The organism is Celerinatantimonas marina (assembly GCF_046054165.1).
Taxonomy (GTDB): domain Bacteria; phylum Pseudomonadota; class Gammaproteobacteria; order Enterobacterales; family Celerinatantimonadaceae; genus Celerinatantimonas.
Genome location: NZ_JBFNXK010000023.1, coordinates 1 through 24805, shown reverse-complemented (window position 1 = coordinate 24805; position 24805 = coordinate 1). Strand labels below are relative to the sequence as shown.

Genomic DNA, 24805 nt, shown 5'->3' with positions numbered 1-24805 from the left:
TTATACCTCGGGTTGATGATCATCGGACAGCCAGATCCGTTGCTGGTAATCCGAGATAGAGCGATCTGCACTGAAAATACCGCAGCGGGCTGTATTAATCATAGCGGATCGCGTCCATAACTGCGGCTGCTGATAGTGGCGCAGCGCACGTTCTTGGGCTTCCAGATAGCTCGCAAAATCGGCTAAGACCAGATATGGGTCGCCGCCTAGTGTCAGACTTTCGACTAAGGGAGCGAACGCTTGAGTATCGCCATGACTAAACGTTCCATCGCTAAGCAAGGTGAGGAGCTGTTGCAACTGCGGTTGTTGCTGCAACTGTTGTTGTGGATTGTAGTGCTGCTGGAGCTGTTGGACCGATTCAACGGAATGACCGAAGATGAAAATATGCTCATCTCCAACTTGATCTAAAATTTCGATATTGGCCCCATCTAGCGTCCCGATGGTTAGTGCACCGTTGAGCGCCAGTTTCATATTACCAGTACCGGATGCTTCTTTACCTGCGGTGGAGATCTGCTCGGAAAGGTCCGCTGCCGGGATGATCCGTTCGGCCAGTGAAACCCGGTAATCTGGTAAAAAAATCACTTGCAGTTGCTGATTGACGGCCGGGTCCCGGTTGATCGTATCAGCGACCTGATTGATGGCGTAGATAATATTTTTTGCCAGCGCATATCCCGGTGCAGCTTTGGCGGCAAACAGGAACAGATGAGGCTGAAAGTTTGGATCCGGATGGGCTTTGAGTTGTTGATACAGTGCCAGAATATGCAGCAGTTTCAGGTGCTGACGTTTGTATTCATGGAGCCGTTTGATCTGCACATCAAAAATGGCTTGTGGGTTGATTTCGATCCCGGTTTGCTGCGTGATTAGTTGTGCCAGATCCGCTTTATTGGCCTGTTTTGCGGCCTGATAAGCACTGACAAACTGGGGATCATCCAGATGATCTTCCAGTTGTTGCAACTGAGGGAGATCTCGTTGCCAACCATCGCCGATGGTATCGTTGATCAGCGTCGACAACCGAGGATTACACTGCTGGATCCAGCGACGGGGCGTGATACCGTTGGTCACATTGGTGAACTTGTTGGGCCAGATCCGGGCGTAATCGGCAAACAGTACTTCGGTTAGCAGTCGTGAGTGAAGTTTGGCGACGCCGTTCACCGCATAACTGCCTATTACCGAGAGATTGGCCATCCGTACTTTGCCCTGACCGCAAATGAGTAGCTTGCGGATCCGTGGGAGTGGGAGCGGTTGGGGCTGTTGTCTGAGTTTGCTTTCAAACGCCTGATCAATACGCTGGATCAACTGGTAGTGGCGAGGTAATAACTGTTTGAAGAGTCGGTTGTCCCAACATTCCAGAGCTTCAGGCATCAAGGTGTGGTTGGTGTAGGCAAAGGTTTGTTGAGTGATCCCCCAGCTTTGTTCCCAGCTCAGATCATAGATGTCGATCAACTGACGTAGTAATTCGACGATGGCAATGGCCGGATGGGTATCGTTCAGTTGGATCACTTCAAAACGGGGGAGGTCGGCTAGTGAGCGTCCCTGTCGCTGGTGCCGGTCAAGAATATCGGTGATGGCACAGGTACACTGGAAATACTGTTGCATCAGCCGCAGTTTTTTCCCGGCACGGTGATTATCATTTGGATAGAGCACATGGGTCAGACTCGCAGCGGTGATCCCTTGTTGTTCCGCTTCTAGAAAATGGCCCTGATTAAATGCATCTAAGTTAAATGGATGGGCGTGTTCGGCATGCCAGAGTCGCAAGGGTTGCTGATAATCATTGCGATAACCAATGATCGCTATATCTCGGGCCCGGCCGATCAATGTGAGTTCCGGAGTCCAGATCCAGCGTTCATCCTGTTGTTGCAGTTGGCCGCCGAATCCAACGGTGACTGGCCGGCTGTCCGGAGTATGAAACCAAGGATAGTGTTCCCGGTCCCAGTCATCGGGTGATTCAACTTGTTGACCGTTTTCAAATGACTGGCGAAAGAGTCCATACTGGTAGTTCAGCCCATAACCGGTCGCCGGTTGCGCTAAAGTGGCCATTGAATCTAAGAAACAGGCTGCTAGTCGTCCTAAACCGCCATTGCCGAGTGCTGGATCCGCTTCGGATTCTAGCAGGTCGGTGAGTTGGACATCGTATTCGGCCATGATATCGGCAATCGACTGATCCCAGCCCAGATTTTGTAAGTTGTTTAAAGTGAGCCGACCGAGTAGAAACTCCATCGACAGATAATTCACATGGCGCCTTTCTGAATCAGCTGCTTGAGCAAAGTCACTGAGTTGATCCTGCACCGCCATACAGACTGCCTGCCACAGCGTTGATGTTTCCGGAGCGAGTGTAGCGCCCAGTCGCTTGAGATGACCGCTTAATGACTGACGAAATGCTTCACTATTTAAAGGTTGTCCCATAACCGTTATTTCCACCAAATGGTTGTTGTTGGTTGCTCACGCCGGGAAGCGATAGTTGGTATGGGCTGCGCCGGATCGCTCACCGCTTTGCGGTGGTGGCCTTAGACGTCAGCAGGGATTCGCTGCCCTTCGTGTTCGAATTAAACAGATGTTCAGGGTTATGGTGGTGGCTTTGTCGTTGAGGCACATCCTCCGGGTTTAAAATTTTTAAAGGAGGATAAAAAGGGCGTAGACAGAACTGTGAAACAGCCCGCTAAACCAAGATATTTTTGTGAAAAAAGGCCATTAAATTGTTACAAACAGCACTGATTCAACACCAGTTTTAAGATCCATAATAAACTAATAGTGATTCATCAGCTTAAATAGACTAGATAAATAATATGTTATTGCCTGCTAAACTCAGTCGTCCAAGACAACTTAAAAATGTAGTCATCCGGCAACGGTTACTCGATAAACTCGGCGACGCTAAAAATTACCATCTGGTATTGCTGACCAGCCCGGCCGGTTATGGGAAAACGACTATGGTGACCCAATGGGCGGAGCAGTTGCCGCATGTGGGGTGGTTATCCTTGGATGAACAGGATAATTTTAGCGAACGCTTTGCTGCGTATCTGGTTGAATCGGTACAGCAGGCAACGGATCAATTCTGCCAGCGTAGTTCGGTGATGGCGAATAAACGTCAGTACGCTAATTTAACGGCGTTGGTGAGTCAGTTGTTGGTCGAACTGTCGCAGTGGCCGGAACATCTGTATCTGGTGTTGGATGATTATCATCAGATCACCAGCAACGAGATCCATGATGCAATGCGCTTTTTTATTCGTAATCAGCCGGATAATGTCACATTGGTGATTTTATCTCGAATGATCCCAACCTTGGGCATTGCCCGGTTACGGATCCGAGAACGATTACTTGAAATCGATAGTCAGCAACTGGCTTTTACCCACGATGAAGCACAGCAGTTTTTTGAATGTCGGTTGCCGACTCCGGTCGCTAAAGAGCAGAGTGATAAGCTCTGCGATGAAGTGGCCGGCTGGGTTACCGCCTTTCAGTTGTTGGTCATTTCCTCCGGGATCGATGCGCATCCCCCTTTAAGTGGGCAGGGATTAGCAGGGATTAGTGCCTCGCATCTGAATGAATATCTGGTAGAAGAGGTGATCAATCGTACTCAGCCGCAGACTCGGGAATTTTTGTTGCGCTGCGGGCTACTGCGTTCCATGTGTCATCAGTTGATCGAAGCGGTGACCGGGTATCCGAACAGTCAGCAGTGGCTCGAAGAGATTGAGCGTCAGGGTCTGTTTGTTCAGCGGTTAGATGATGCCGGGCAGTGGTTCTGTTTTCACCCGTTATTTGCCAGCTTTTTGCGCCAGCGCTGCGCCTTGGAAATGGCGGAACAGTTGCCGGCAATCCATCAGGCCGCGGCACAGGGCTGGTTGGATCTGGGGTATCCCAATGAAGCGATTCAACATGCACTGTCTAGCGATAACAGCGATTTATTGATTACGATTTTAAGCGATTATGGCTGGACGCTGTTTAATCACAGTGAATTGGCGCTATTGAATAAATGTTTAGCGTCGTTTAGCAGCGAACAATTGGTGGCGTATCCCAAACTCTTGTTGCTACGAGCTTGGCTGGCTCAGAGTCAGCACCGGATCAGTGAAGCCGAATTGTTATTGGTCGATGCCGAAACATTGCTACAAGAGCACCATATTGAGATCAATCGAGAATTAAATGCCGAGTTTCAGGCGCTACGGGCTCAAGTGGCTATCAATAACGGGCAGTTAGAAGCGGCGGAGAGTTATGCCCGGCATTCGCTTGATGAATTGCCTGCCCATAATTTCTATGCGCGCATTGTCGCAACTTCAGTGATCGGTGAAGTGCTGCACTGCCGGGCACAGTTGGAGCAGGGGCTCAAAGTGATGCAGCAGTGTGAGCTGATGGCGATTGAACATGGCGTGTTTCATTATGCGTTGTGGTCATTGCTGCAACAGAGTGAAATTTTAATTGCACAGGGGCTGTTGCAGGCGGCTTACGAAGTGCAGGTACGCGCGTTTCAGCTGGTTGAAACGGAGCATCTGCAACAGCTTCCGATGCATGAATTTTTATTGCGATTGCGCTCGCAGTTACTCTGGTCCTGGGGTCGGCTGGATGAGTCGGAACAAGCCGCTCGCAAGGGGTTGGATGTTATCGCACATTATCCGGCTCGCCAGCAGTTGCAGTGTCTGGCCATGTTAGCTAAGTGTGATTTAGTCCGCGGGAATCTGGATAATGCCCGGGTACATCTGAGCCGTTGTGAGAATTTGCTCAGCGGCGGTTACAATCATATCGACTGGATCATCAATGTCGATAAACCGCGGGTGATTTATTGGCAGATGACGGGCGATCGTAATGCTGCATTACAATGGCTGGCCACCACGATGCAACCAGATGGGGCTGAAAATCATTTTCTGCAGGGACAGTGGCGTAATATCGCCAGAGCACAAATTATCGTCGGCCAGTATCAGGAGGCGGAAAAAACGCTGACGATGTTGAACAAGAATGCTGAGCAGTTGGGGTTGGTGAGCGATTTAAATCGGAACTATCTGATCCTGAATAGTTTGTATTGGCACAGCGATCAGCCGGTTCTCGCACAAAAAGCATTGATTGAAGCTTTGCGACTGGCCTCTCGGACTGGATTTATCAGCCATTTTGTCATCGAAGGTGAAATTTTGGCGCAGCAGTTACGGCAATTGCTGCAATTGGATGTATTAGGTGAGCTGGAAACTCAACGGGCTCATTCGGTATTGAGGCAGATCGATCAGCACGATAAGCATAAAGTCGCCCATTTTGATGAGCAGTTTGTGGAGCAATTATTACAGCGTCCGGATGTACCGGAGCTGGTTCGAGTGAGCCCGTTGACGACCCGCGAATGGCAAGTCCTCGGGTTGATTTATTCTGGGTTTAGCAATGAGCAGATCGCAACCGAACTGGATGTGGCCGCGACAACGATTAAGACGCATATTCGTAATTTGTATCAAAAATTGGGGATTAGTCATCGCCGGGAAGCTATTGCTCAGGCTCAACAATTTTTACAGATGATGGGGTATGCTTCAGAATCGGAATAAGTTTAGTGGATCACGTATAACCCCCACCTGACCTCCCCCTTATCAAGGGGGAGGAAATTACCGAGTTCCCCTTTCTCAAGGATGGAAATTACTGAATTCCCCTTATCAAGGGGATGGAAATGACCGAGTTCCTCTTCTCAGGGGGGATGGAAATTATCGAATTCCTTTTTATCAAGGGGAGAAAATCATTGTCCCCTCCCTTTTGAAGGGGAGGGCTAGGGTGGGGTTGGTTTTTCAGTCACTTCGATCAATTTAATAATAAAAATATCAATTATAGATGTTCCATCTATTGACAACTGCGGAGCCATAGAGAGGTAATACCTCATTATTCCATGTAATCGCATGATTCATATGAACGATATTTTTAACTCCAAAGCTAATAAAAAACGACGACAGGAATTACGGGGCCATATGCCTGAACCAGAACAGCGATTATGGCATCGAATTCGCGGTCAACAGTTGGGTGTGAAATTTCGACGTCAGCATGGTATTGGAAATTACATCGTTGATTTTTACTGTCCGAAGCTTGCGTTGGTGATAGAACTAGATGGTGATAGTCACTATGTGAAAAATGCACAGCATTATGATCAGCTGCGTGATGATTTTATGGATTCCTTGGGATTAAAAATCTTACGGTTTACCAATCAACAAATCATGGATGAGTTGGATATGGTGTTACAGGTGATTTGGAATGCGGTGCATTGATAGGATGGGGGGATCGCATCAATTAACCCCCTCCCGACCTCTCCCTTAATAAAAAGGGCGGCGTTAGAGATTTTCCCTTGGATAAAAGTACTTCTCTTGTAATTCCCTCCCCTTTTTAAGGGGAGGGTTAGGGTGGGGTTGTCGAACGACTCCTTGATGATTATTTGGATAAATGAACGGATTACTTATTGAAAATAGAATGAATATTGTCGCCATAAATTTGAAGGCTGGGCGTCTGTATTTTTTGTTGAATTAATATCGCACCACTCTTTATAAAAATCAGATTAAATATCCGAGTCAAAAAATAAAAGGGAGATCAATAGGCGCGATAGTTTAAATCGGTGGGGGCCTGACAAATCTCATTTGCGGGACTTAATCGTTCATTATATAGTCAATATAGGATGGATAATGGCCGAGTGAGGGAACGTATGTGGGGTCCTAAATCACAGCAAGAACGGGAAGATGACGAAGTAAAATTGGGCATTTGGCTAGGGGAGCATGAAAGCTATCATGTTCGTTATAAAGCCAAGCAACTAGGTTATGAGTTGGATGATCCGAGCCATCGGAAACGCGATCAGGACTCGACACCGGCGACCCCGGATGTGGTAGACCGGGTATTCGATAAGATCCCGGTGAAAGTTTATGTGATTCTGGCGTTGATTTGTGGGGTTGGGCTGGGATTTATCGGTTCGGATAGAGGCCGAAATCCAGAGGGTTTCTTTTTGGGAATGGGGATCGGTGCTGCTATTGGAGCTGCAATTTTGCCACTTTTGCGGGCGCTGTTGCAGTGGTTAATAATCCTGATCCCGGTTGCCATTGTGGTGGGAATTGTATTGGCCATGATTGCGCATTAGTGGCGGGTTGGTGCTGTTTGTTCATGATGTCCCGAAGCGGTACGGATGACCGTTTCGGGTTTTTCGAAAAGGATATTCAGTGTGTTTAAATCCATCCTGAACTAAGGCCCGGTTTGCTTCATTCATCAATCATCCTCGATCGCATCTTATTCAAAATGCGTTTTATTTGAACAAAATTCAACCATGAAAGCTTAACAGCCCCTAGCCACTGGCCATCGGGCTGTGTACAATCAATGTCGACTCGGGGTGCCGTAAGGCTGAGAAAATACCCGCATCACCTGATATGGATCATGCCATCGTAGGGAAGTCATCTCACCTATCACGCATTTTTTGTGGGGATGTGGCTTCCTGTAACTTAAGGAAAAAACATGCACCACTTTGTAAATCGACGTTCTGGACTTCCTCACCCTTATTTTATGTTGCTGATGGCACCGGTCATTTGGTCCAGTAGTAATGTGATCGGCAAGCTGTCGGTTGGCCTGTTGAGTTCTTATCAATTGACTTTTTATCGTTGGTTGGTCGCGACTGTCGTGTTGGGACTGATGTTCTGGCGTCGGATCCGGGCCGACGGGTCACAACTACTGGCTCATAAATGGTGGTTTTTGATCTGGGGGGGAAGCGCCTTTTGTGTCTTTAATCTGTTGCTCTATAGTGCATTTGCCTATGGTGCGCGGGCGGTTAATGTTGCGATTATTCACAGCCTGATCCCCGTGATGACACTCGTGCTGAGTGTGTTGTTGATGCGCCAGCGAGTGCATTATTTACAAGGTGTCGGTATTGGCTGTTCTTTGTTTGGGGTGTTGTGGTTACTTACCGATGGGGCTTTGGGAGCGTTGCTGAGTTGGCGGCCGACGCCGGCGGATAGTTTAATCCTGATCTCAGCTGTGATCTATGCTGCATATTCGCTGGCGCTGCGTCGGGCTCCATCATCAGTACACTGGAGTAGCCAGATGTGGGCGATGTGTCTGGCGGCATTATTGGTCGCCACCCCATTTTGGTTGTTTGATTCGTTGCGTGGCTCGCAATGGCACTGGTTAGAGCCGGAGCATCCATCTTCGCTGCAAATCACTCGAGCACTTGCCATTATTGTTTATGTTGGGATCTTTATCGCAATTATTTCAAAGTTGTTCTATATGGAAGGCGTGATTGCATTAGGGGGAAATCGGGCGGCATTAGTGATGAATTTATTGCCGTTGTTTAGTACTGCGATGGCGTTAGCGGTGTTTGCAGATGAGCGGGCTGGATTCAGCTCAGTGTATTGGGTCGCATTGGGATGTGTGAGCCTTGGGATCGTTCTGTCGGAGTTTGGTGCGCGCCGAAGGGCCCGTCTGTGTGAACGTGTGATGGCCGAATAAATGAGATAAAGCCTGATGTTGAATCAGGCTTCATTTAGGTTTAGGGCAAAATCGTATGAAGAATCGGATCGCAGCTTAATGCAATCCAGCCACATTTAGGTGGATGGCATAGACTTTATCGGTTGCCGTGATAAATAGCGTTTGCCGGTCTTGACCACCAAAGGTGACATTGCCAACTTTTTCCGGGATCGACAGGGTTGCCAGATGCTGGCCTTCAGGTGAAAAGACCCAGACGCCACCTGGTCCAGCACTGAACAGATGATTGTCTTGATCGACGGCCATTCCATCGGGATTTCCACGCTGAGGATCATGGCTGGCATCATAGAACACCTGACCTTTGCCTAATGAACCATCAGCTTTTACCGGATAGCGCATCCAGATTTTTTGGGGTTCGGAATTGCTGACATAAAGGTATTTTTCATCGGCAGAAAAAGCGATGCCATTGGGCCGAGGTAAATCGGTCACCAGCTGTTGCAGAACCGGTTTTTTCGCTGAGCCGCCGGCATACTGGCTAGCTGCGATGATTCGGTAAACACCGTCAACCTTCAACTGTTTTTTCGGATCTTTATCGCTCTGGGTTTCCAGCCCGTATGGGGGATCCGTAAAGTACAACGAGCCATCATTTTTATATATGAGATCGTTCGGACTATTGAGCAATTTTCCTTGATAACGCATAGCGAGCGTTGTGATCCCATCACTGTAGTGTGAACCATTAAGGCGGAAGACCATGCGACGGGCGTGTCCGGCGATCGTTAACCGCCCTTCAGGATCGACGGCCATGCCGTTTGACCCCGGTTCGATGCCCGCAAAAGGTGCCGATCCCTGATATCCCGTTTTTTTAGCAAAAACATGCACACCAGAATCTGGAGTCCAACTATAGATAGTATTGTCTGGGATATCGGAGAACAGCAATTGGTTTTGATACCAAACCGGGCCCTCGACCCAGTGATAGCCTTGGGCCAGAATTTTTAGTGATGCTTGTTCCGGAATAATTTGTTCGGTTCCCGGAACGAATCGTTCGACATGTAAAGGAACTGTTGATGAAGTGGTTGTTGGGGCCGCCAGACTACTTGCGGCCGGGAAGAGTAGGGCGGCAGCGAGTAATGTTGTTTTTATATTTCGATGTTCAATCAGATCCATTGGATACTCCGGTGTTATTTTTCGTTTTGTTTTATAGAGTTATATACATGACAACCTATCGGTTTGATTTCGATGACCGATAATTGTTACCCGTAACTGTTACCGGTAACTTCGATATGAAAACTATCCCTGGGAATGATATTTCGCAACTGTATGATGCAAATTTGTTGTTATTTTGTGAGCTGAATCTGAAAACGACACTCGAAATGGAAAAAATAACGAGCGCTCAAAGAGGTGGCCGAAGATGCAATAACCGCATGACTTTTGGAGTGATAAACATCAAGTGTAGGGATTTTTAAGTGTCCATAAACGGCCCTCATTTATTGATAAATAACTTTGTAAAAAGTGTGATCCTATCCTATAACTCATAAGAGTTGTGGATCTTAAAGCGGTTATTTAGGGTTCCGTTTTGATACCTTTTTTAAAAAAGTAACTTAAATGCAAATAATGATAAAAATGATAACGCGTAGCAGCATCGCTTCTAATTGATCCCCGTGGACGGGGGGTAATGCTTCGAAGGTGGGGCGCGAGAAGTGATGGATAAAGACCTATTGAGATTGTTGTTGATCGAGAACCGTGGGCCACATGATGAGGCCTGAGACATTCAGTGGATAGAAGGAATAAATTAATGGCGATTACCAGTTATGAAATAGATAATTATCGTGTTTATCATTACAACCAAGACAATGGTTATCAACAAACAGCGGTTATTAATTGCTACTATGATAATGCATTTAAGGGGAGTCTCTATTTTTATCAGGAAGGCGCCTCGATCCCTGCTAGCTCAAAAACCAGTGCCGGATATTTGTATCTTCGTTTTAGCGGCAGTCAGTTGGGATCCATCTTAGACACGCTTCGGCAGGAAAAGCCGCTGTATATTGGATTTAATGATACGAATTTATGGGGCGGGTTATCTACTAGCAATGAACCGATTGGGGAAGAAGAAGGTGTATGAGCCATCCGCTCTGAAACAGGCGTTTGAGCGCCTGTTTTGAGCTTTAAGTCGGGGGTTGAGTCTTATCCTGTGACACAGATTCCAGTGTAATCTGTGTATTCAGCCATTGGATAAATGCCTGAATCTTAGGCCGACTGGCATAACTCATCGGAAAAATCAGATCGTATCCCAATTTGGCTTTAACTCGCTCAAATGGGGCTACTAAAGCCCCCTGACGCAGTCGATCTCTCACCAATAACGTGCGGGCCATGCTCATGCCCATTCCTGCTTCGGCGGCATCAATCGTCATATCACAGTGATTAATAATGTAGTGCTTGGCTAACACATCCACAGATTTAAGGGCTGGATTACTTTGGCGATCGAGCCATTCATTCCACTCTTCATCCGGACGGATAAATTCTAATGATTCGGTGTTATGGATAAATGTAGCCTCACGAAATTGTGATTCCCAGTGCTTGGGCAAGGTGTCGCTGCCAAACAGCTTTCGGAAATAATCTGGGCTGCATACCGGCGTGAGTGCTTCATCAAATAATCGCTGATGCACAAAATTGGGATGGCGACCATCACTGTAATAAATGGCAATATCAACCGGTTCTTGCTGGAAGTTTAGTGGGCTGCCTTTCATACGAATTTTCATATTCAGATTCGGATATTGTTCATGGAAATCCGTCAGTTTGGGGAGCAACCAGATCTTGGCGAAGGTCGGCGCCACGCCAATATATAATTCGCCGCTTAACTCATTGAATTTGATATCGTCGATCTCAGAAAAAATACGATTAAATGAAGGCGTTAATACATCCAGTAATCGCTGTCCTTCCACGGTGAGCGCTAGTTTTCGAGTCATGCGCACAAACAACGAAAATCCCAGTTGCTCCTCTAAGCATTTAATGCGCTGACTGACTGCGCCTTGGGTAATACACAGCGCTTCGGCCGCCTTGGTAAAACTCAAACTATTCGCGGCCAAGCAAAAAGTATGCATGTTAGCCAATAACTGTTGATGGTGAAGAGTCGGATCCATACATTAGTTCATCTAATTCATAGGCGGAAATATTTGGTTTGTCGAGCGTTACTCGCTGTTATTTAATCAGATGAGATTATCCATAACAAGGAAAACGTATGAAACAAGGTCTGAAAATAGCGATTATTGGCGCCGGGTCCAGCTATACGCCGGAACTGATTGAGGGGCTGATTAAACGCAAAGATGAACTGCCGATCCGGGAACTATGGTTGGTGGATATCGAAGAAGGTTGGGAAAAAGTCACCATTATTGCTGGATTGACCCGACGGATGCTGGAAAACAATCAATTGAGTCATATTCAGGTCCATGTCACTTTAAATCGGATGGAAGCTTTAACTGGGGCTGATTTTATTTGTTCCCAGTTCCGGGCCGGATGTTTAGAAGGGCGAATTCGCGATGAGCGGATCTCGCTAAAATACGGCATGATCGGTCAGGAAACCAACGGGCTCGGCGGCTTTGCCAATGCCAATCGAACGATTCCGATCGCATTAGAAATTTGTAAAGAGATTGAGCGTTACTGTCCAGATGCCTGGTTGCTGAACTTTACCAATCCGTCCGGGATGGTTACGGAAGCCATTTTGCGTTACTCCCATGTGAAAGCCATTGGGCTGTGTAACGTGCCGGTGATTTTACAAAAAGGGATTGCTAAATTGCTGAATGCCGATGAAACGAAGTTGATCGTGCAGGTTGCCGGGTTAAACCATTTGATTTGGGTTCGGAAAATTTTAGATGGCGGCGTCGATAAATTGCCGGAAGTTCTAGAGCAGGTGGTGGCGGGAAATGATCCGCTGGTGCCATCGAATATTCCCCCGTTTCGCTGGCCAGCTGATTTGATCCGCAGCCTTGGCATGATCCCGTGTCCATACCTTCGCTACTATTATATTTCGCAGGATATGATGGATCAGGAAGTCGCAGAAGCTAATCGTGAAGGGACCCGGGGTGAAGTGGTGAAAGCCATTGAAAAACGGCTGTTTGATATCTATCGGCGGCCGCAGCAACATGAAAAACCCAAAGAGCTGGAACAACGAGGCGGGCAGTATTACTCGGAAGCTGCCTGCGAACTGATGACCTCCATTTATAATGACAAACGCACCATCATGCATGTGAATACCCGTAATAACGGCACCATCAGCGGGCTACCAGATCATTGCACGGTTGAGGTTAGTTGTGTGATAACTAAATCCGGACCATTACCGTTGAATGTGGAGCCGTTTGAAGAAGATACACTGCGGTTGATCCAGCTGATGAAACAGTTTGAATCTCTCACGGTTGAAGCGGCTGTAACCGGCAATAAAGAGCTGGCACATCGGGCCTTGATCCTCAATCCGATTGTCAATACCGGCAGCATACTAAAGAGTGCTTTAGACGAAACGATTCGGGAAAATTTGGACTATATGCCGCAATACCGACATCTGTATCAGTAGCTGAAAACTCGGACAGCCACCGGACGACGGCTGTCTGAGTTTTGTCTGAGTACGTAGCTTAGCTTTTGACGATATCAATACTGCCAGTCACCGTATTGTAAGTGGTGGTGTAGGAGCCATCATCTTTAGGTTGGGTGATTACATCAACCCGAAATCCCTGATTAGCTAATAATCGTTTCAGTTCACTGTAGGCTGTGTTTAATTCCCAGCTGCTGGCGCAGCCGAACAGTTTGAGTTGTTTTTTTTCGCAGTGGGCAACTGCCAGCTGGCTTACTTTTTTGGCATCTTCATCATTGAAAAAATCATCAACAGCCTGTACCAAATGGATCCCCCAAAGCCCGCCATTGCGATTTTTATCGTATCCCACCAGCCCGATACATGAAGTAAAAGGAGAAAAATTCAAACGGTTGGACAGCGCCCATTCATTCTCTTTAATGGTGGATGTTTCAGGATGGGTATTTTGTGTGTAATTCATCATGGCCTTCATTCGCTATGTGTAGAGAAAACAGAGGATGTAGCCTAACGCCGAAATGGGGGAAAAACCCGGTACCGTGGCGGAACTAATCGGTGTATTTAGTGAACCCGTGCGAGGATTTAAGGCCGATGATGGCGATGGTAGATGTGGCAATATCGAACTGAATGAGAAACTGGAACGAGATGATAATTTGGGGGGCTGGCAAGGATGCAACGCGAGATTGCCAGTGCTCTCCATTTGGTTTTTTTAGGTTCGCAGTGTCGGTCGGTAATGAATATTCAGTGAATTGCTGGAGCAGAGACGCATAAAAGAGCTTTGTCGCCAATGGCTAGATGCATTTTTTGAATGCAGAAAATATAAACATGTCGTGTAGCCGATGGTGAGACAATGTGGTGTTAAAATAGTAGGAAGATGTTATATAGCTCATATTTTCAATGAGTTATCGAATCAACATTTATTTTTAATGATCGTATGATTTAGGATATCGAGAATGGATTGTGTACATTATAGAACAGCGATGTTGTAAGCTAGTCTATCATGGCAGGTGAAAGGCTATGATGGGGCCTGCTCGGATTCATGTTTTTGGCGTTAACCTCAATGATCGAGGATACCCTCAGCACCGGGGGGAGTATATAGCCGTATAGGATCGTTTACCCAAGGATGTAAGGAACTTTAAAATGAAAAAAATCATCGCATTATCATCTGTGATGGCTCTGACATTAACATTGTCAGCATGTGGCGGAGGCCCTTCGGGTGATGATATTGAAGCTGCGCTGAACCGGGTGATTAATCAACAAACATCCTCGAGTCTCGTGGGGATGATGGGATTATCTGTGAAGATCGATTCGGTTGATCATGTGGATTGTGATAAATCTGGGGATAATTATAAGTGTACTTATGATGTGACCAGTACGATCACGAGTGAACTGCTGCAACAGAAAACCCAAACGAAAACTGAAACGACTACATCGGTGTTTGCCAAACGCGATGAAGGTTGGGTGTTTGTGCATTAATCAATTTTTGTGAGTTATTTCCCTTCTTTTAGCCTATAGCAGCCCAGAGGCTGCTTTATTTGGCCACTTTCAGCTATCGATTGGATTTTCAGAATGCTTCTGGGTGTGAGGTCGGCTGCACATATCGCCGGATATCGGAAGAACTGGTGTTTTTTTAGGCTCTCTACTGCTGATATGAAGGTAAATCATATAAGATACAGGGATCTTAAAAGGCATTGGATTGGAGAGGCGTTATGAAGTTATACGGCCGAGCAACATCACTTAACGTGCAGAAAATTTTATGGTTTATCGAAGAGCTGGGTTTGGATTATGAGCATATTGAGTTAGGGGGTAAGTTTAAGGGGCTGGATACGGCAGAGTTTCATCAGTTAAATCCGATGGGAAAAGTACCGGTTTTAGTGGATGCCGGGCATGCCGTTTGGGAATCACACACTATTTTGCGCTATTTAGCGGCAACCTATGCGGCGAAGAGTCATTGGTACTCGCAAGATGCGTATGAGCGGTCGATTTATGAACGGTGGATGGATTGGGCACATTTGGAGTTTCAGTCAGCTTTTATCGGGATTTTTCAGAATTATTATCGGGTTCCACCGTCCCAACGAGAGGTAACACGAGTCCAGCGGGAACTCGACCAATGTCGCCACTGTTTAAATGCTTTGGAAGAAGCGCTGACAGACTCCGATTATATCGCCGGTTCCGTGATCACATTAGCCGATCTGTGTTGCGGGATTATTATTTATCGCCTGATTTCTCAGGGATTAACGATTGAGCTTCCATTGAACGTGGCTAATTGGTATGTCCAATTACAGCAGCGCCCCGGTTATCAAAAATGGGTGATGACTGATTTTAGTGAATTGCAAGGTCGAGATACACACTAACGAAGTCACTAGATATCAACGCTGAGTATGGCCTTGGGTTTTGATGCGCCATGCTCGAGTGCTATGGTTGAACGCTTTCTCATCAATACCCTTAAAGGTCCATCGGCCTCAAAATCACAGCGTTAACTTCACAAGCTGAGCTTCGATTTAACGCTGTGCGATTGAGGGCTGCGCGATGTTAAGGGGCAAGTTCTCTTATCGTTGGCTGCGAGACTCATTTTTATCGGTCTGGTTGGTTTAAGTAGGCTGCTTAATCAAATGCGGATGTTCACTCCATGATCCATCGAGATGTTAAACATCAGTTAGCGAAGATAACGCCGATTGTTGATGATACCCAAAATGGGAGTAGACTGAAAGGGAGTACAAATATTCATTAAACTATGCCCATGAGTCCGGAAGGCAGTAGCACAAAATCTGATATGCCGAAAAATGAATCATAAAAGGGAAATAATATGTTTAAAAAATTGTTCCAAAAATGGAAAGCTGATATGGATACCCCTGCCTCAGAAGTGGACTTGTTTAGAGGACTTAAAACGCAAGACCCTTATTCAATACAAAAACAGGCTGAAGACCATCAAGAAGCGATGGATCGGGCTCTTTATGGAGGGTTTACAACACCCCCTAACGGCAAGTTCGGCGTTCCTTGGGATGGTAGTATCGATATGAGTGAATAACCAGTTGATTTAAAAGTCGATCAACCCACTTGAAATAGGGAACCTATCCTTTTATTGACCCCATGGTTCATTGTGAAAAAATGAAATTAAGTCGTGTATTCATTTATAGTCTGTGCCTTGTCTGTGTGAGTCCGTTATCGCGCAGACAAAACAACAAATCAATCAAGATAAAGCAAAAGAGTACTATGTCTATCGACTGCAACAGACACAACCACAAGCCGCAGCGGTGCTCAAACTAACCGACATGGCCTTCCAGATAAAGTGCAAACATAGCTTGTCTATTGCCTCAGAAAAGCAAATAAAGTATGGGGATGAGTCATCCGGATCCCACGTTTTATTGAAAAGTTAGAGTTGTCATGAGTATTGAACATTTTAAAGGTAAATATGAAGTAGAGCTCAAGTATCGATTGCCATCTGAAGCTGCGTTTTTAGCACAGCTGCGCCAACTTCCTCATCAGGTCATGTTGGAAAATAATACTGAGTTTGACTGCTATTTTGATACATCTGAACGGCGGCTACAGCGCCAGCACAAAAGTGTGTGTATCCGGGAGATGGAACCGTCCGGCATTAAATTATGGATTGTGAAAGGCCCAGAACCCGATCGCTGTGAAGCGACCCGAATTACCAATGCCGAATCAGCCCGGAGTATGCTCGTGACTATGGGATATCAGCCGGTGTTGCGGATCGATAAAACGCGCAGTATTTACTTTATGGATGATTACCATATCACGCTGGATCATCTGCAAGGGATTGGTTTTTTTGCCGAGTTTGCCATTATGACTGATGATGAAGCCAAACTGCCCGTTTATCGGCAAGAATTGGAGGCTCTGTCGGCTCGCTTTGGGCTGGATGCTTCGCACCTTGAAAACAAATCCTACCGGGAAATGGTTGCAAACCTGCAAAACAGCAATCATTCATCTTGATTCGTATTCTCTTTGAAAAGCCGGTAATCTGAATAAAACAGCAGCCTTTTTAGCCGATGAACCATTGCTGTAAGGAATATGGAGATTCTATATGGGATATGTGGTGGGTCATGTGAAATGGACGTTGCGGGTTGAAAGCCTGTTGATCGTGTTACTGGCTTTATATTTCTATCATACCGGGGGATATAGCTGGAGTGTGTTTACACTCTTTTTTCTGGCCCCTGATTTATCTTTTTTGGGGTATCTGGCTGGGCCCAAAATAGGCGCTGTGTTGTATAACGGTGCGCACTCGCTGATTGGCGCTTTATGTGGTTTGGGGCTGGGGGAACTATTTAACTCCAAAGTATGTTTGATGGCCGGACTCATATGGATGGCGCATATCGGTTTTGATCGGGCATTAGGCTATGGTCTCAAGTATGGAAGCGGTTTTAGCAATACGCATTTGGGGAAGATAGGCAAGGCTTCAGATTGATGCCCCATTGCTGATGCGTTGCTGGCCCAAGATGAGTCTGGTCATTGGGAACGCCCCTAACGCACTTTGGGTCGGGCGGGGAATGACTGCTGAGAGTTTACTTGGGCCGACATTAGCATTAGCGTAATTTCTCTTTCTTGATCAAAAGCGAGATCGGCGGTGGACCGCTGTTCGCTTTATAGTGTCCAAATCTTTTATTTTTAGCCATGAATCATTTTATTTATAATCCATCTAATGTGGCTTCAATCGTGTTATAAAAATAAAGAATGATGGATTAAATAATGAGGGTAAATATAGTTATTTAGTATTAGTGACAAACCTAAATTTATTTAAAATAGGTTATAATTAAAATTATTTATAGCGCAGCTTGAAAATAATCAATTGAAATCCTAAGGTTTAATATTATATATCATTGCATTTAAGCTCGATGGATCATTTAACAGTGAATCAAATGACAGTCATATCGAAAGATATGGTTGATTGGTCTCGGATACCGGATGTCCAGATCTCACAACAGTTACTTAAAGGCTATTTCCCGCCACAACTTTTCCCCAGATTAAATCTGAATACGAAACAACGTTTGGCTCGTTGTTTTATAAACTGGAACCAACGTATGCCTGATATATGTGTTGCCCGGCAGGATTGGTGTTCGCTGCGGGATTCCTTATATGCAGTGGGTCGAGATTTACCACTATTAGTTTTGACTCAGATTTCCTACGGATATGGAATGGGGCATTCGCACATTGGGGTGCATCGTTTTCCTAAATTTGATTCAGAAGAGTGTCATACCTATATCTATCATGCGACGCCCGGATTAGCGTTGAAAGGCGGGCAGGCATCAGATTATAACCGGCTGGACCATATTTCCCGAAAACCGACGTTATATGCTTTTTGGGTTTTGAATTATGATTATTGCCAGCAAGGCGGGGAAGAATTACATCGGCGCTGGATGAATCATCGCTTTAGAACTTGCAACCAAGATCACTGTGATTGTGCGACGTTTGTCAATGATTTTACGCGCCATATGGCGAGTATTGGGACCGATTATAATAACCCTTTCAACTATACGATTCCGTCACATACGATTACGGAGCCGGTTCCTCGTGAGGAACGCGGTTTGTATGCCATTTTAAAATACACACACCGTCCTCCGGCAATGCTGCTTTTTACTCAGGATGTGGGCACTTATGATCGCATTTGCAGTCATGGTCACTCTGGATCCCATGGCTGGATTGTGGATCAGGATGCTCCGGAATTTAATATTGTGAAGCAATAACGGCATGGAAAGTTTGGATGGGGTCATCTATATTTTTAATATTTCATGGAGAGTAACCGCTCTTTGTCTTGATGGAGTGGTTCTATTCCTAAATAGAGCGATGGTATTTTCCTATGCTAATTCATCTGAAGAAACCGGAAAGCTGGCAAACTGTTTATATTCATTTATGGGATGAACAAAATCCTGAAAAATTTCAGACTCAATGGCCCGGTGTCAGACTGAAACCAGGAAAAGATGGTTGGTATACGCACGCGATGAAAGGCCGCAACCATGTCTGCTTTGTTTTGACCGATGGGCAGGGTGCTCAAACAGAAGATTATTATCTGGATAAACCACAAGCTTGGTATGTGGATGGCGATCTCTGGACGATAAAACCAGATCATTATGATTTTTTTACTTTCCCAAACGGACTGAAAAAAGCGCTGGTAATGAGTTATGACGACGGTGTGATTCAGGATATCCGGCTCACCCGTTTGTTCACTAAATATGGGATCAAAGGGACCTTTCACATTAATTCTGGGTTGACCGGTGATCCCAGCAAAGTTCCGGAGGATTTGCTCGAGCCGGTGTACCAAGGGCATGAAATCTCGATGCATTCATCAACGCATCCATTTTTGTATCACGCGACTGAAGCCCATATTCGTTCAGAAATATACGATGAGCAGCAACGATTAGAAAAATTGCTTCATCATCCGATGCTTGGAATGTCCTATCCGTTTGGCAGCTACAACATCCCGATGCTGAAACGGATGGAAGAGTGGGGGCTTATGTATGGCCGCGTTGTCCCTGAAACTCATGATTTCAGACTTCCCGGTGATCTATTGCGCTGGCGTCCAAGTGAGCACCATAATCAATCATATGCGATCACTCAGCGGTTCTTAGCTGAAGAGGGGGCCAAACTATCTTTGTTTCTCATTTGGGGGCACAGTTGGGAATTTGACGATCCCAATTCAGAATATAATTGGGCCTTCATGGAGCGCATTTGTCAGCAACTTTCCGGTCATCCCGATGTTTGGTATGCCAGCATGGGGGATATTGCGCTCTATCTGAAGGCGCTTGAATCTGTTGAAGTTAGCCATGATGGACACGTTTTTACCAATCACTCACCGCGTACGGTTTGGGTGAATCACAATGGGCAAGGTGTTGCTCTTCCGGCTGGGAAAACCGTAACCTATCGCGGATGAACACTCCGAAACAGATCGCATTGAATTTTTCACCCCCAATCGCTGTATAAAACGGTACCGCCATAAACGACGGTGCCTTGCTGAAGAAGGTTGCAAAAATCCATCCTTGGAGCGGCTCACATCGGTCATCCATGACCTCACTTCCTCAAGTTGCGAAACTGTGTTTCGAACTTTCGTCACCTAAGCTGCCTATGCGGCAGTGAACTAGCTTTCATGGTATTGAATGGCAATGCCAGTTTTCTAAGCTGCCTATGCGGCAGTGAACTAGATAAAAATAGCACAAATGGATGGGATGACAATGGGTTAATGGCAATCAACCTTGTTACCCTTTTTTTTTGATTGCGTTGCTAATAATTTGTTTTATCTATATTTTTTTTAAAGAGAAATAAAAAGGGTTATTTCAGGTGTCTTTGTGTTTAGTCAATGGCTGTTTATCTTTCCATCGCTTTGGAGCCATCGTACTGGGTCAGATACCTGTATAGTATGGATTCATGAAACGGATAAAAGAATGACAGTAGAGTAAAGATGGAACTAAAAGTATTGGTGGATAACAACACCATCATCGATCGTTATTATGTCGGCGAGCCAGGGGTTTGTTACCTGATCCATGACGGTGAGCGGCATATTTTATTTGATGTTGGGTATTCTGATGTGTTTATGCAAAATGCCCACAAAATGGGTGAACCGCTCATAGATATTGATCACGTTGTGTTATCGCACGGACATAATGATCATACCGGTGGCTTGATCCCGTTGCTTCGGTTTTATTCCGAAGCTGCTGCAGAAGGGAGATCGTTGACCAGACCTACCCTGATGGCTCATCCGGAAGCTTTTGCTTATAAAGCGGATGCGGAAGATGAAATTGGCTCGGTGCTGAGCGCTGCTCGGCTGAGTCGACATTTTAAACTGGCGTTGAGCCGGGAACCGCAATGGCTTACCGAGCGACTGGTCTTCTTAGGCGAAATTCCCAAGCTTAATACGTTTGAAAATCAAGTTCCGGTTGGCATGTGCGGGCACGCAGAAACCGGTGAAATGGTGGCGGATTTTGTCCGAGATGATTCAGCGCTGGCTTATAAATCAGCTCAGGGGCTGGTTGTGATTACTGGCTGTTCACATGCCGGGATCTGTAACATCATTGAGTATGCGAAGCAGGTCTGTGAGGATACGCGGATCGTGGATGTGATCGGTGGCTTTCATCTGTTGGATCCTGAGCCGGGCCAATTACAGCAGACGTTGAGTTATTTTGAACAGCTGCATGTGCCCTGCATTCATCCTTGTCATTGTACTGATCTGAAATCTCGGTTTGCACTTTCTGAGTATGTTGATGTGCGGGAGGTTGGGGTTGGACTCACGCTTCGTTATTCGTAGAGGGATGCCTGATTATGGGCTGCGGGACAATCGGGCTACATTCGTTTTCCTGCTTGGAAGTAGAGTCGTAGCCCGGTTGTTATCTCTGGGAACAAGGGATGAGATTAAGGTTCCTGCACCATCACGGGGGTTTTGCTAGGTAATAGCCGCAGGAGCAAGGCGATAGCGGAAACGATTAGTGCAAATCCCATCACACCTTGCCAACCATGGCTAGCAAATAACAAGCTGGCGGCGTAACTGCCCAGTGTCATACCGATAAATACACCGACTAACAGCAGCGCATTACCACGAGCCATCGCTTGAGGAGCCGTGTTATAGATGATGGTTTGATGAGATACCATCGCCATTTGTACTCCTAAATCAAAGCCTACAGTTAAAATCGCCAGCAGGGTCAGATACAGTGAGACTGAGAGCAATGAAGCCGGGATCATCATGCCTAAAAAGCTGAGGCTGACGAGTAAGGCACCTATTCGAGCTAATCTTTGTGGGCCGTATTTATCGGCCAGTTTTCCAACCATTGGTGCGGCTAAGGCTCCGGCGGCACCGGCTAGACCAAATAGACCGGCCACACTACTCCCTAGTTGGAATTGTTGGCTGAGCATCAGCGCCAACGTGGTCCAGAAAGCACTAAATGCAGCATTTAACAGTCCTTGTGCCAATGCGGCTTTTTGGATCTGAGGCTGACTTTTTAGCAATTGCCACATAGAGCGATAAACTTCTTTGGCCGACAGTTGGCTCTGTGGCGCAATGGATGGTAACGCAAACCACAGGAGCAGGCTCAGTAATAACATTGCTGCGGCGGCAATCCAGTACACGCTGCGCCAGCCGAGCAGATCGCCGAGCAGACCACTAAAGACTCGTGAAAGCAGGATCCCGGTGAGCAGCCCGGTCATCACCAACCCAATGACGCGTCCTCGCGCTTTGGGATCAGCCAGCAGTGCGGCCGCAGGAATAATATCTTGAGCCATTGACGCGGTGATGCCGACTACGAGGCTGGAGCCGAGAAGGAGCGGCAGACCGTGGCAGCTGGCCGTTAATGCCAGCGCCAGCGCCAGCGCGATACCTTTGATCAGAATGACTTTGCGTCGTTCAAATTTATCTCCCAGTGGCACCAGCAATAACAGCCCCAGTGCATATCCGGCCTGAGTCAGTGTCGGCAGGGCACCAATCTGGCTGTCGTCGACTGAAAATGAAGCGGCCAATAATGGGAGCAATGGATGGCTATAATAAAGTGACGCGACGGATAAGCCACAGGCTATGGCCAACGTTAAAATGAGTGGCATCGACAGACTCGTCGGGGATGCGTTGTTATGAGTTTGTTTCATGGGGTTGTCCTCTGTATTCGATGTCTCTATTGTCCATTATGCATAACCATCGGTATAGATGGCTGATTTGAACTACAGATATACATAAGGCGTATATATGGCATTATATGGATTGGATATTTTACACATAATGAGGGGATGTGATGGTATTGACGACTGTTCCGGACCGGGTTGAGCTGATGCGAACCTTTGTACGTATCGTCGAAGCCGGGTCGCTATCGGCTGCTGCTCGGCAGCTTAATACCACGCAACCGACTGTGAGCCGACGGTTAAAAACATTGGAACAGCAATTAGGGATCCGATTGATAAACCGTTCAACGCATCAATTTCGGCTGACCGAAGTCGGCGAGCGATATTATCAAGGTGCTCGGGAGCTGTTGGAACACTGGGATCGTTTTGACAGTGAGTTGACCGGTACCCTGCGGGATCCGGAGGGCACTTTACGGGTGATTGCGCCGCATGCATTTGGACAAGAGGCGTTGGTAGGGCCATTGGCTGATTTTATGCGGCGGTATCCGCGGTTGAGTGTGGAGTGGCTGTTGCATGATGATCGCTCGATCCATGATTTTATCGCTGAAAATATTGATTGTGCGATCCAGGTCGGGGAGGTGACGGATGCCAATATGGTAGCCATCAAAATAGCCGAAGTGCCACGCTTGCTTGCGGCTGCTCCGTCGGTGGTCGCGGCGGCAGGTCCGTTAAATCATCCGCGGCAACTGGAAAATCAGCCATGGCTGGCGTTGCAAACTTTTTACCGGCGACAACTCCAACTAAAACATTGCCGGAGTCAGGCCGAATTTACGCTGGATCTGACCCCACGTTTTTATACCGACAGCTTGTATGCGCTGCGCAGTGCCGCGATTGAAGGCATTGGCTTTTGCGTGGGATCTCAGTGGCTGTTGAAGCCAGATATTCATGCCGGACTTTTGCAGCAGGTTTGTCACGAATGGCAGCTCAAACCGCTGCCAGTGTATATTTTGTATCCTTATGCGCGTTTTTATCCGGCCAAATTACGGTTATTCGTTGATGAAATGCGCCAGCAGATGCCCGCGATGATCCACCAGCTTACCGAAATTTAATGCCAGTTGTCGCTGGATTAGTGAGCTTCAGGCCCTAACAGCGGTCTGAAGAAGCTGCGTTCATAACTGATAATACAGTCGGCTTGTTCAGCAAACTCAAATGCTTTAAGGCACTCTTCATCATGCAGTGATAAGGTGCGGTAGTTGTCATAGGCAGATAAGCTTTCGAATGAAAATAGGGCCAACGCAATATTATTCGCCCCTTCGGCTGGTAAAAAATAGCCATGATGCTGGCCACCGAATTTCTGAACTAGAGGGATCCACATATTGGCATAGGTTTCAAAAACATCGAGTTTTTTAGGATCGATGACATAACGAACATAACAGGTGATCAATGGTTGGTTCCTCATCTTTAAATTAGCTGTGTATCATGCCTGAGTTCTTTGTGTTTGGGGAGTAAAAGGACCATCGATGTTATGATTCAGGGTGAAACTCTAATTCATACTCAAATTTACTTTCTCCCACCTGTTTGAATCCAAGCCGGGCATACAGACGCTGTGCAGGATTGGTTTTGATGACCCCCAGCCCGACACTTGCGCCGTCAAGACGCGCTTTTTCCTGTAGAGAGTGGATAAGCTGGCTGCCGATTTTCAGGTTTTGGTAATCGGCTGCAATTTGGATCTGAATGACGTACCACTGATGTTGATCCGCATGATATTCCACCTTAAATAAACCGGCCGGTGAACCGTTCACTTCGACGATCTGAGCGCAGTCGAATTTATATAAAACCCGTTCTCGATACGCTTCCTGGGAGTTCGGCATGCCGATCTCGTCGATATAACGGTGTAATGTAGTTCGGCGCAGATCCATCAGAAATTCAATATCAGATTCGAGTGCCGGTCGCAGAGTGATCTCCATAGGTTTGATATTCCGGTTCATCATTGAAAAGAAAGTGAATAAAGCCTATCACAAGCTAGTCAGACTAAGGAATATCCAGTTGTGTTATTTGAAGTGAAATGAGATCCGGCCCTTTGAACACCCCCACCTGACCTCCCCCTTAAAAAGGGGAGGAATGAATGTTTTTGCTTTTTCTAGTGGTGATATTTGGAGAGAGGTGAGGTACAGGTTCTTTGAACACCCCCACCTGACCTTCCCTTTGAGAAGGGGGAGAAAATGAAATGATACCTTGGAACGGGAAGTCTGAGAGTTCCCTCCCCTTATGAAGGGGAGGGTTAGGGTGGGG

24 protein-coding genes and 1 riboswitch are annotated in these 24805 nt (G+C 46.6%); of the genes, 16 read left to right on the top strand and 8 right to left on the bottom strand.

Annotated elements, in window-relative coordinates; all coding sequences use genetic code 11:
- Positions 1–2403, bottom strand: a complete 2403-nt coding sequence (gene glgP, locus ABUE20_RS18325) for a glycogen/starch/alpha-glucan family phosphorylase (protein WP_408621407.1) — start codon at positions 2401–2403, stop codon at positions 1–3.
- A 380-nt stretch (positions 2404–2783) separates the two neighbouring features.
- On the opposite strand from glgP, the gene malT reads away from it, so the two are divergent.
- From malT to ABUE20_RS18305, 4 genes are all read left to right on the top strand, one after another.
- The gene (malT, locus tag ABUE20_RS18320; protein WP_408621406.1) at positions 2784–5504 is read left to right on the top strand and encodes an HTH-type transcriptional regulator MalT; all 2721 of its coding nucleotides are present in this window, start codon (positions 2784–2786) and stop codon (positions 5502–5504) included.
- A gap of 351 nt (positions 5505–5855) precedes the next feature.
- Positions 5856–6209, top strand: a complete 354-nt coding sequence (locus ABUE20_RS18315; protein WP_408621405.1) for an endonuclease domain-containing protein — start codon at positions 5856–5858, stop codon at positions 6207–6209.
- Positions 6210–6637: 428 nt separating this feature from the next.
- On the top strand, positions 6638–7063 hold the full coding sequence (locus tag ABUE20_RS18310) for a hypothetical protein (protein ID WP_408621404.1): 426 nt from the start codon (positions 6638–6640) through the stop codon (positions 7061–7063).
- 232 nt (positions 7064–7295) lie between these two features.
- Positions 7296–7385, top strand: a riboswitch (TPP riboswitch).
- Positions 7386–7431: 46 nt separating this feature from the next.
- Complete coding sequence (locus ABUE20_RS18305) at positions 7432–8418, top strand: DMT family transporter (RefSeq protein ID WP_408621403.1); 987 nt, start codon at positions 7432–7434, stop codon at positions 8416–8418.
- Between the two features lie 75 nt (positions 8419–8493).
- Here the strand turns inward: ABUE20_RS18305 and ABUE20_RS18300 are convergent, their stop codons facing one another.
- Complete coding sequence (locus ABUE20_RS18300) at positions 8494–9558, bottom strand: SMP-30/gluconolactonase/LRE family protein (RefSeq protein ID WP_408621402.1); 1065 nt, start codon at positions 9556–9558, stop codon at positions 8494–8496.
- A gap of 628 nt (positions 9559–10186) precedes the next feature.
- Here ABUE20_RS18300 and ABUE20_RS18295 point away from each other — a divergent pair.
- Positions 10187–10513 (top strand): hypothetical protein, encoded by a 327-nt coding sequence (locus ABUE20_RS18295; RefSeq protein ID WP_408621401.1) that lies wholly within the window; start codon positions 10187–10189, stop codon positions 10511–10513.
- 43 nt (positions 10514–10556) lie between these two features.
- Here ABUE20_RS18295 and ABUE20_RS18290 read toward each other — a convergent pair whose 3' ends face one another.
- Positions 10557–11531 (bottom strand): LysR substrate-binding domain-containing protein, encoded by a 975-nt coding sequence (locus ABUE20_RS18290; RefSeq protein ID WP_408621400.1) that lies wholly within the window; start codon positions 11529–11531, stop codon positions 10557–10559.
- 98 nt (positions 11532–11629) lie between these two features.
- Here ABUE20_RS18290 and ABUE20_RS18285 point away from each other — a divergent pair, with 98 nt between their 5' ends.
- Entirely contained in the window at positions 11630–12955 is a 1326-nt protein-coding gene (locus ABUE20_RS18285; RefSeq protein WP_408621399.1) for a 6-phospho-beta-glucosidase, read from the top strand.
- 58 nt (positions 12956–13013) lie between these two features.
- Here the strand turns inward: ABUE20_RS18285 and ABUE20_RS18280 are convergent, their stop codons facing one another.
- Positions 13014–13433: a hypothetical protein gene (locus ABUE20_RS18280; protein WP_408621398.1), complete on the bottom strand. Its 420-nt coding sequence runs from the start codon at positions 13431–13433 to the stop codon at positions 13014–13016.
- A gap of 73 nt (positions 13434–13506) precedes the next feature.
- On the opposite strand from ABUE20_RS18280, the gene ABUE20_RS18275 reads away from it, so the two are divergent.
- From ABUE20_RS18275 to ABUE20_RS18235, 9 genes are all read left to right on the top strand, one after another.
- Positions 13507–13680 (top strand): hypothetical protein, encoded by a 174-nt coding sequence (locus ABUE20_RS18275; protein WP_408621397.1) that lies wholly within the window; start codon positions 13507–13509, stop codon positions 13678–13680.
- Positions 13681–14107: 427 nt separating this feature from the next.
- Positions 14108–14443 carry a lipoprotein gene (locus ABUE20_RS18270; protein ID WP_408621396.1) on the top strand — a complete coding sequence of 112 codons (336 nt, stop codon included), beginning with the start codon at positions 14108–14110 and terminating at the stop codon, positions 14441–14443.
- Positions 14444–14676: 233 nt separating this feature from the next.
- Positions 14677–15321 carry a glutathione S-transferase family protein gene (locus tag ABUE20_RS18265; protein WP_408621395.1) on the top strand — a complete coding sequence of 215 codons (645 nt, stop codon included), beginning with the start codon at positions 14677–14679 and terminating at the stop codon, positions 15319–15321.
- A gap of 452 nt (positions 15322–15773) precedes the next feature.
- Complete coding sequence (locus tag ABUE20_RS18260) at positions 15774–15995, top strand: hypothetical protein (protein ID WP_408621394.1); 222 nt, start codon at positions 15774–15776, stop codon at positions 15993–15995.
- Between the two features lie 356 nt (positions 15996–16351).
- Complete coding sequence (cyaB, locus tag ABUE20_RS18255; RefSeq protein WP_408621393.1) at positions 16352–16918, top strand: class IV adenylate cyclase; 567 nt, start codon at positions 16352–16354, stop codon at positions 16916–16918.
- Positions 16919–17009: 91 nt separating this feature from the next.
- Positions 17010–17390, top strand: coding sequence for a DUF4260 domain-containing protein (locus tag ABUE20_RS18250; protein WP_408621392.1), 381 nt, complete (start codon positions 17010–17012; stop codon positions 17388–17390).
- 451 nt (positions 17391–17841) lie between these two features.
- Entirely contained in the window at positions 17842–18666 is an 825-nt protein-coding gene (locus tag ABUE20_RS18245) for a hypothetical protein (protein ID WP_408621391.1), read from the top strand.
- A gap of 113 nt (positions 18667–18779) precedes the next feature.
- Positions 18780–19850 (top strand): polysaccharide deacetylase family protein, encoded by a 1071-nt coding sequence (locus tag ABUE20_RS18240; RefSeq protein ID WP_408621390.1) that lies wholly within the window; start codon positions 18780–18782, stop codon positions 19848–19850.
- A 525-nt stretch (positions 19851–20375) separates the two neighbouring features.
- Complete coding sequence (locus tag ABUE20_RS18235) at positions 20376–21218, top strand: MBL fold metallo-hydrolase (protein WP_408621388.1); 843 nt, start codon at positions 20376–20378, stop codon at positions 21216–21218.
- A 104-nt stretch (positions 21219–21322) separates the two neighbouring features.
- Here the strand turns inward: ABUE20_RS18235 and ABUE20_RS18230 are convergent, their stop codons facing one another.
- Entirely contained in the window at positions 21323–22543 is a 1221-nt protein-coding gene (locus tag ABUE20_RS18230; protein ID WP_408621387.1) for an MFS transporter, read from the bottom strand.
- A 143-nt stretch (positions 22544–22686) separates the two neighbouring features.
- Between ABUE20_RS18230 and ABUE20_RS18225 the strand changes: the two genes are divergently transcribed.
- Entirely contained in the window at positions 22687–23622 is a 936-nt protein-coding gene (locus tag ABUE20_RS18225; RefSeq protein WP_408621430.1) for a LysR family transcriptional regulator, read from the top strand.
- 17 nt (positions 23623–23639) lie between these two features.
- Here the strand turns inward: ABUE20_RS18225 and ABUE20_RS18220 are convergent, their stop codons facing one another.
- The 3 genes from ABUE20_RS18220 to ABUE20_RS18210 form a co-directional block, all read right to left on the bottom strand.
- The gene (locus ABUE20_RS18220; RefSeq protein WP_408621386.1) at positions 23640–23957 is read right to left on the bottom strand and encodes an NIPSNAP family protein; all 318 of its coding nucleotides are present in this window, start codon (positions 23955–23957) and stop codon (positions 23640–23642) included.
- A gap of 79 nt (positions 23958–24036) precedes the next feature.
- Complete coding sequence (locus ABUE20_RS18215; RefSeq protein ID WP_408621385.1) at positions 24037–24480, bottom strand: GNAT family N-acetyltransferase; 444 nt, start codon at positions 24478–24480, stop codon at positions 24037–24039.
- Positions 24481–24619: 139 nt separating this feature from the next.
- The coding region (locus ABUE20_RS18210) for a hypothetical protein (RefSeq protein WP_408621384.1) at positions 24620–24805 on the bottom strand (186 nt) is incomplete at its 5' end.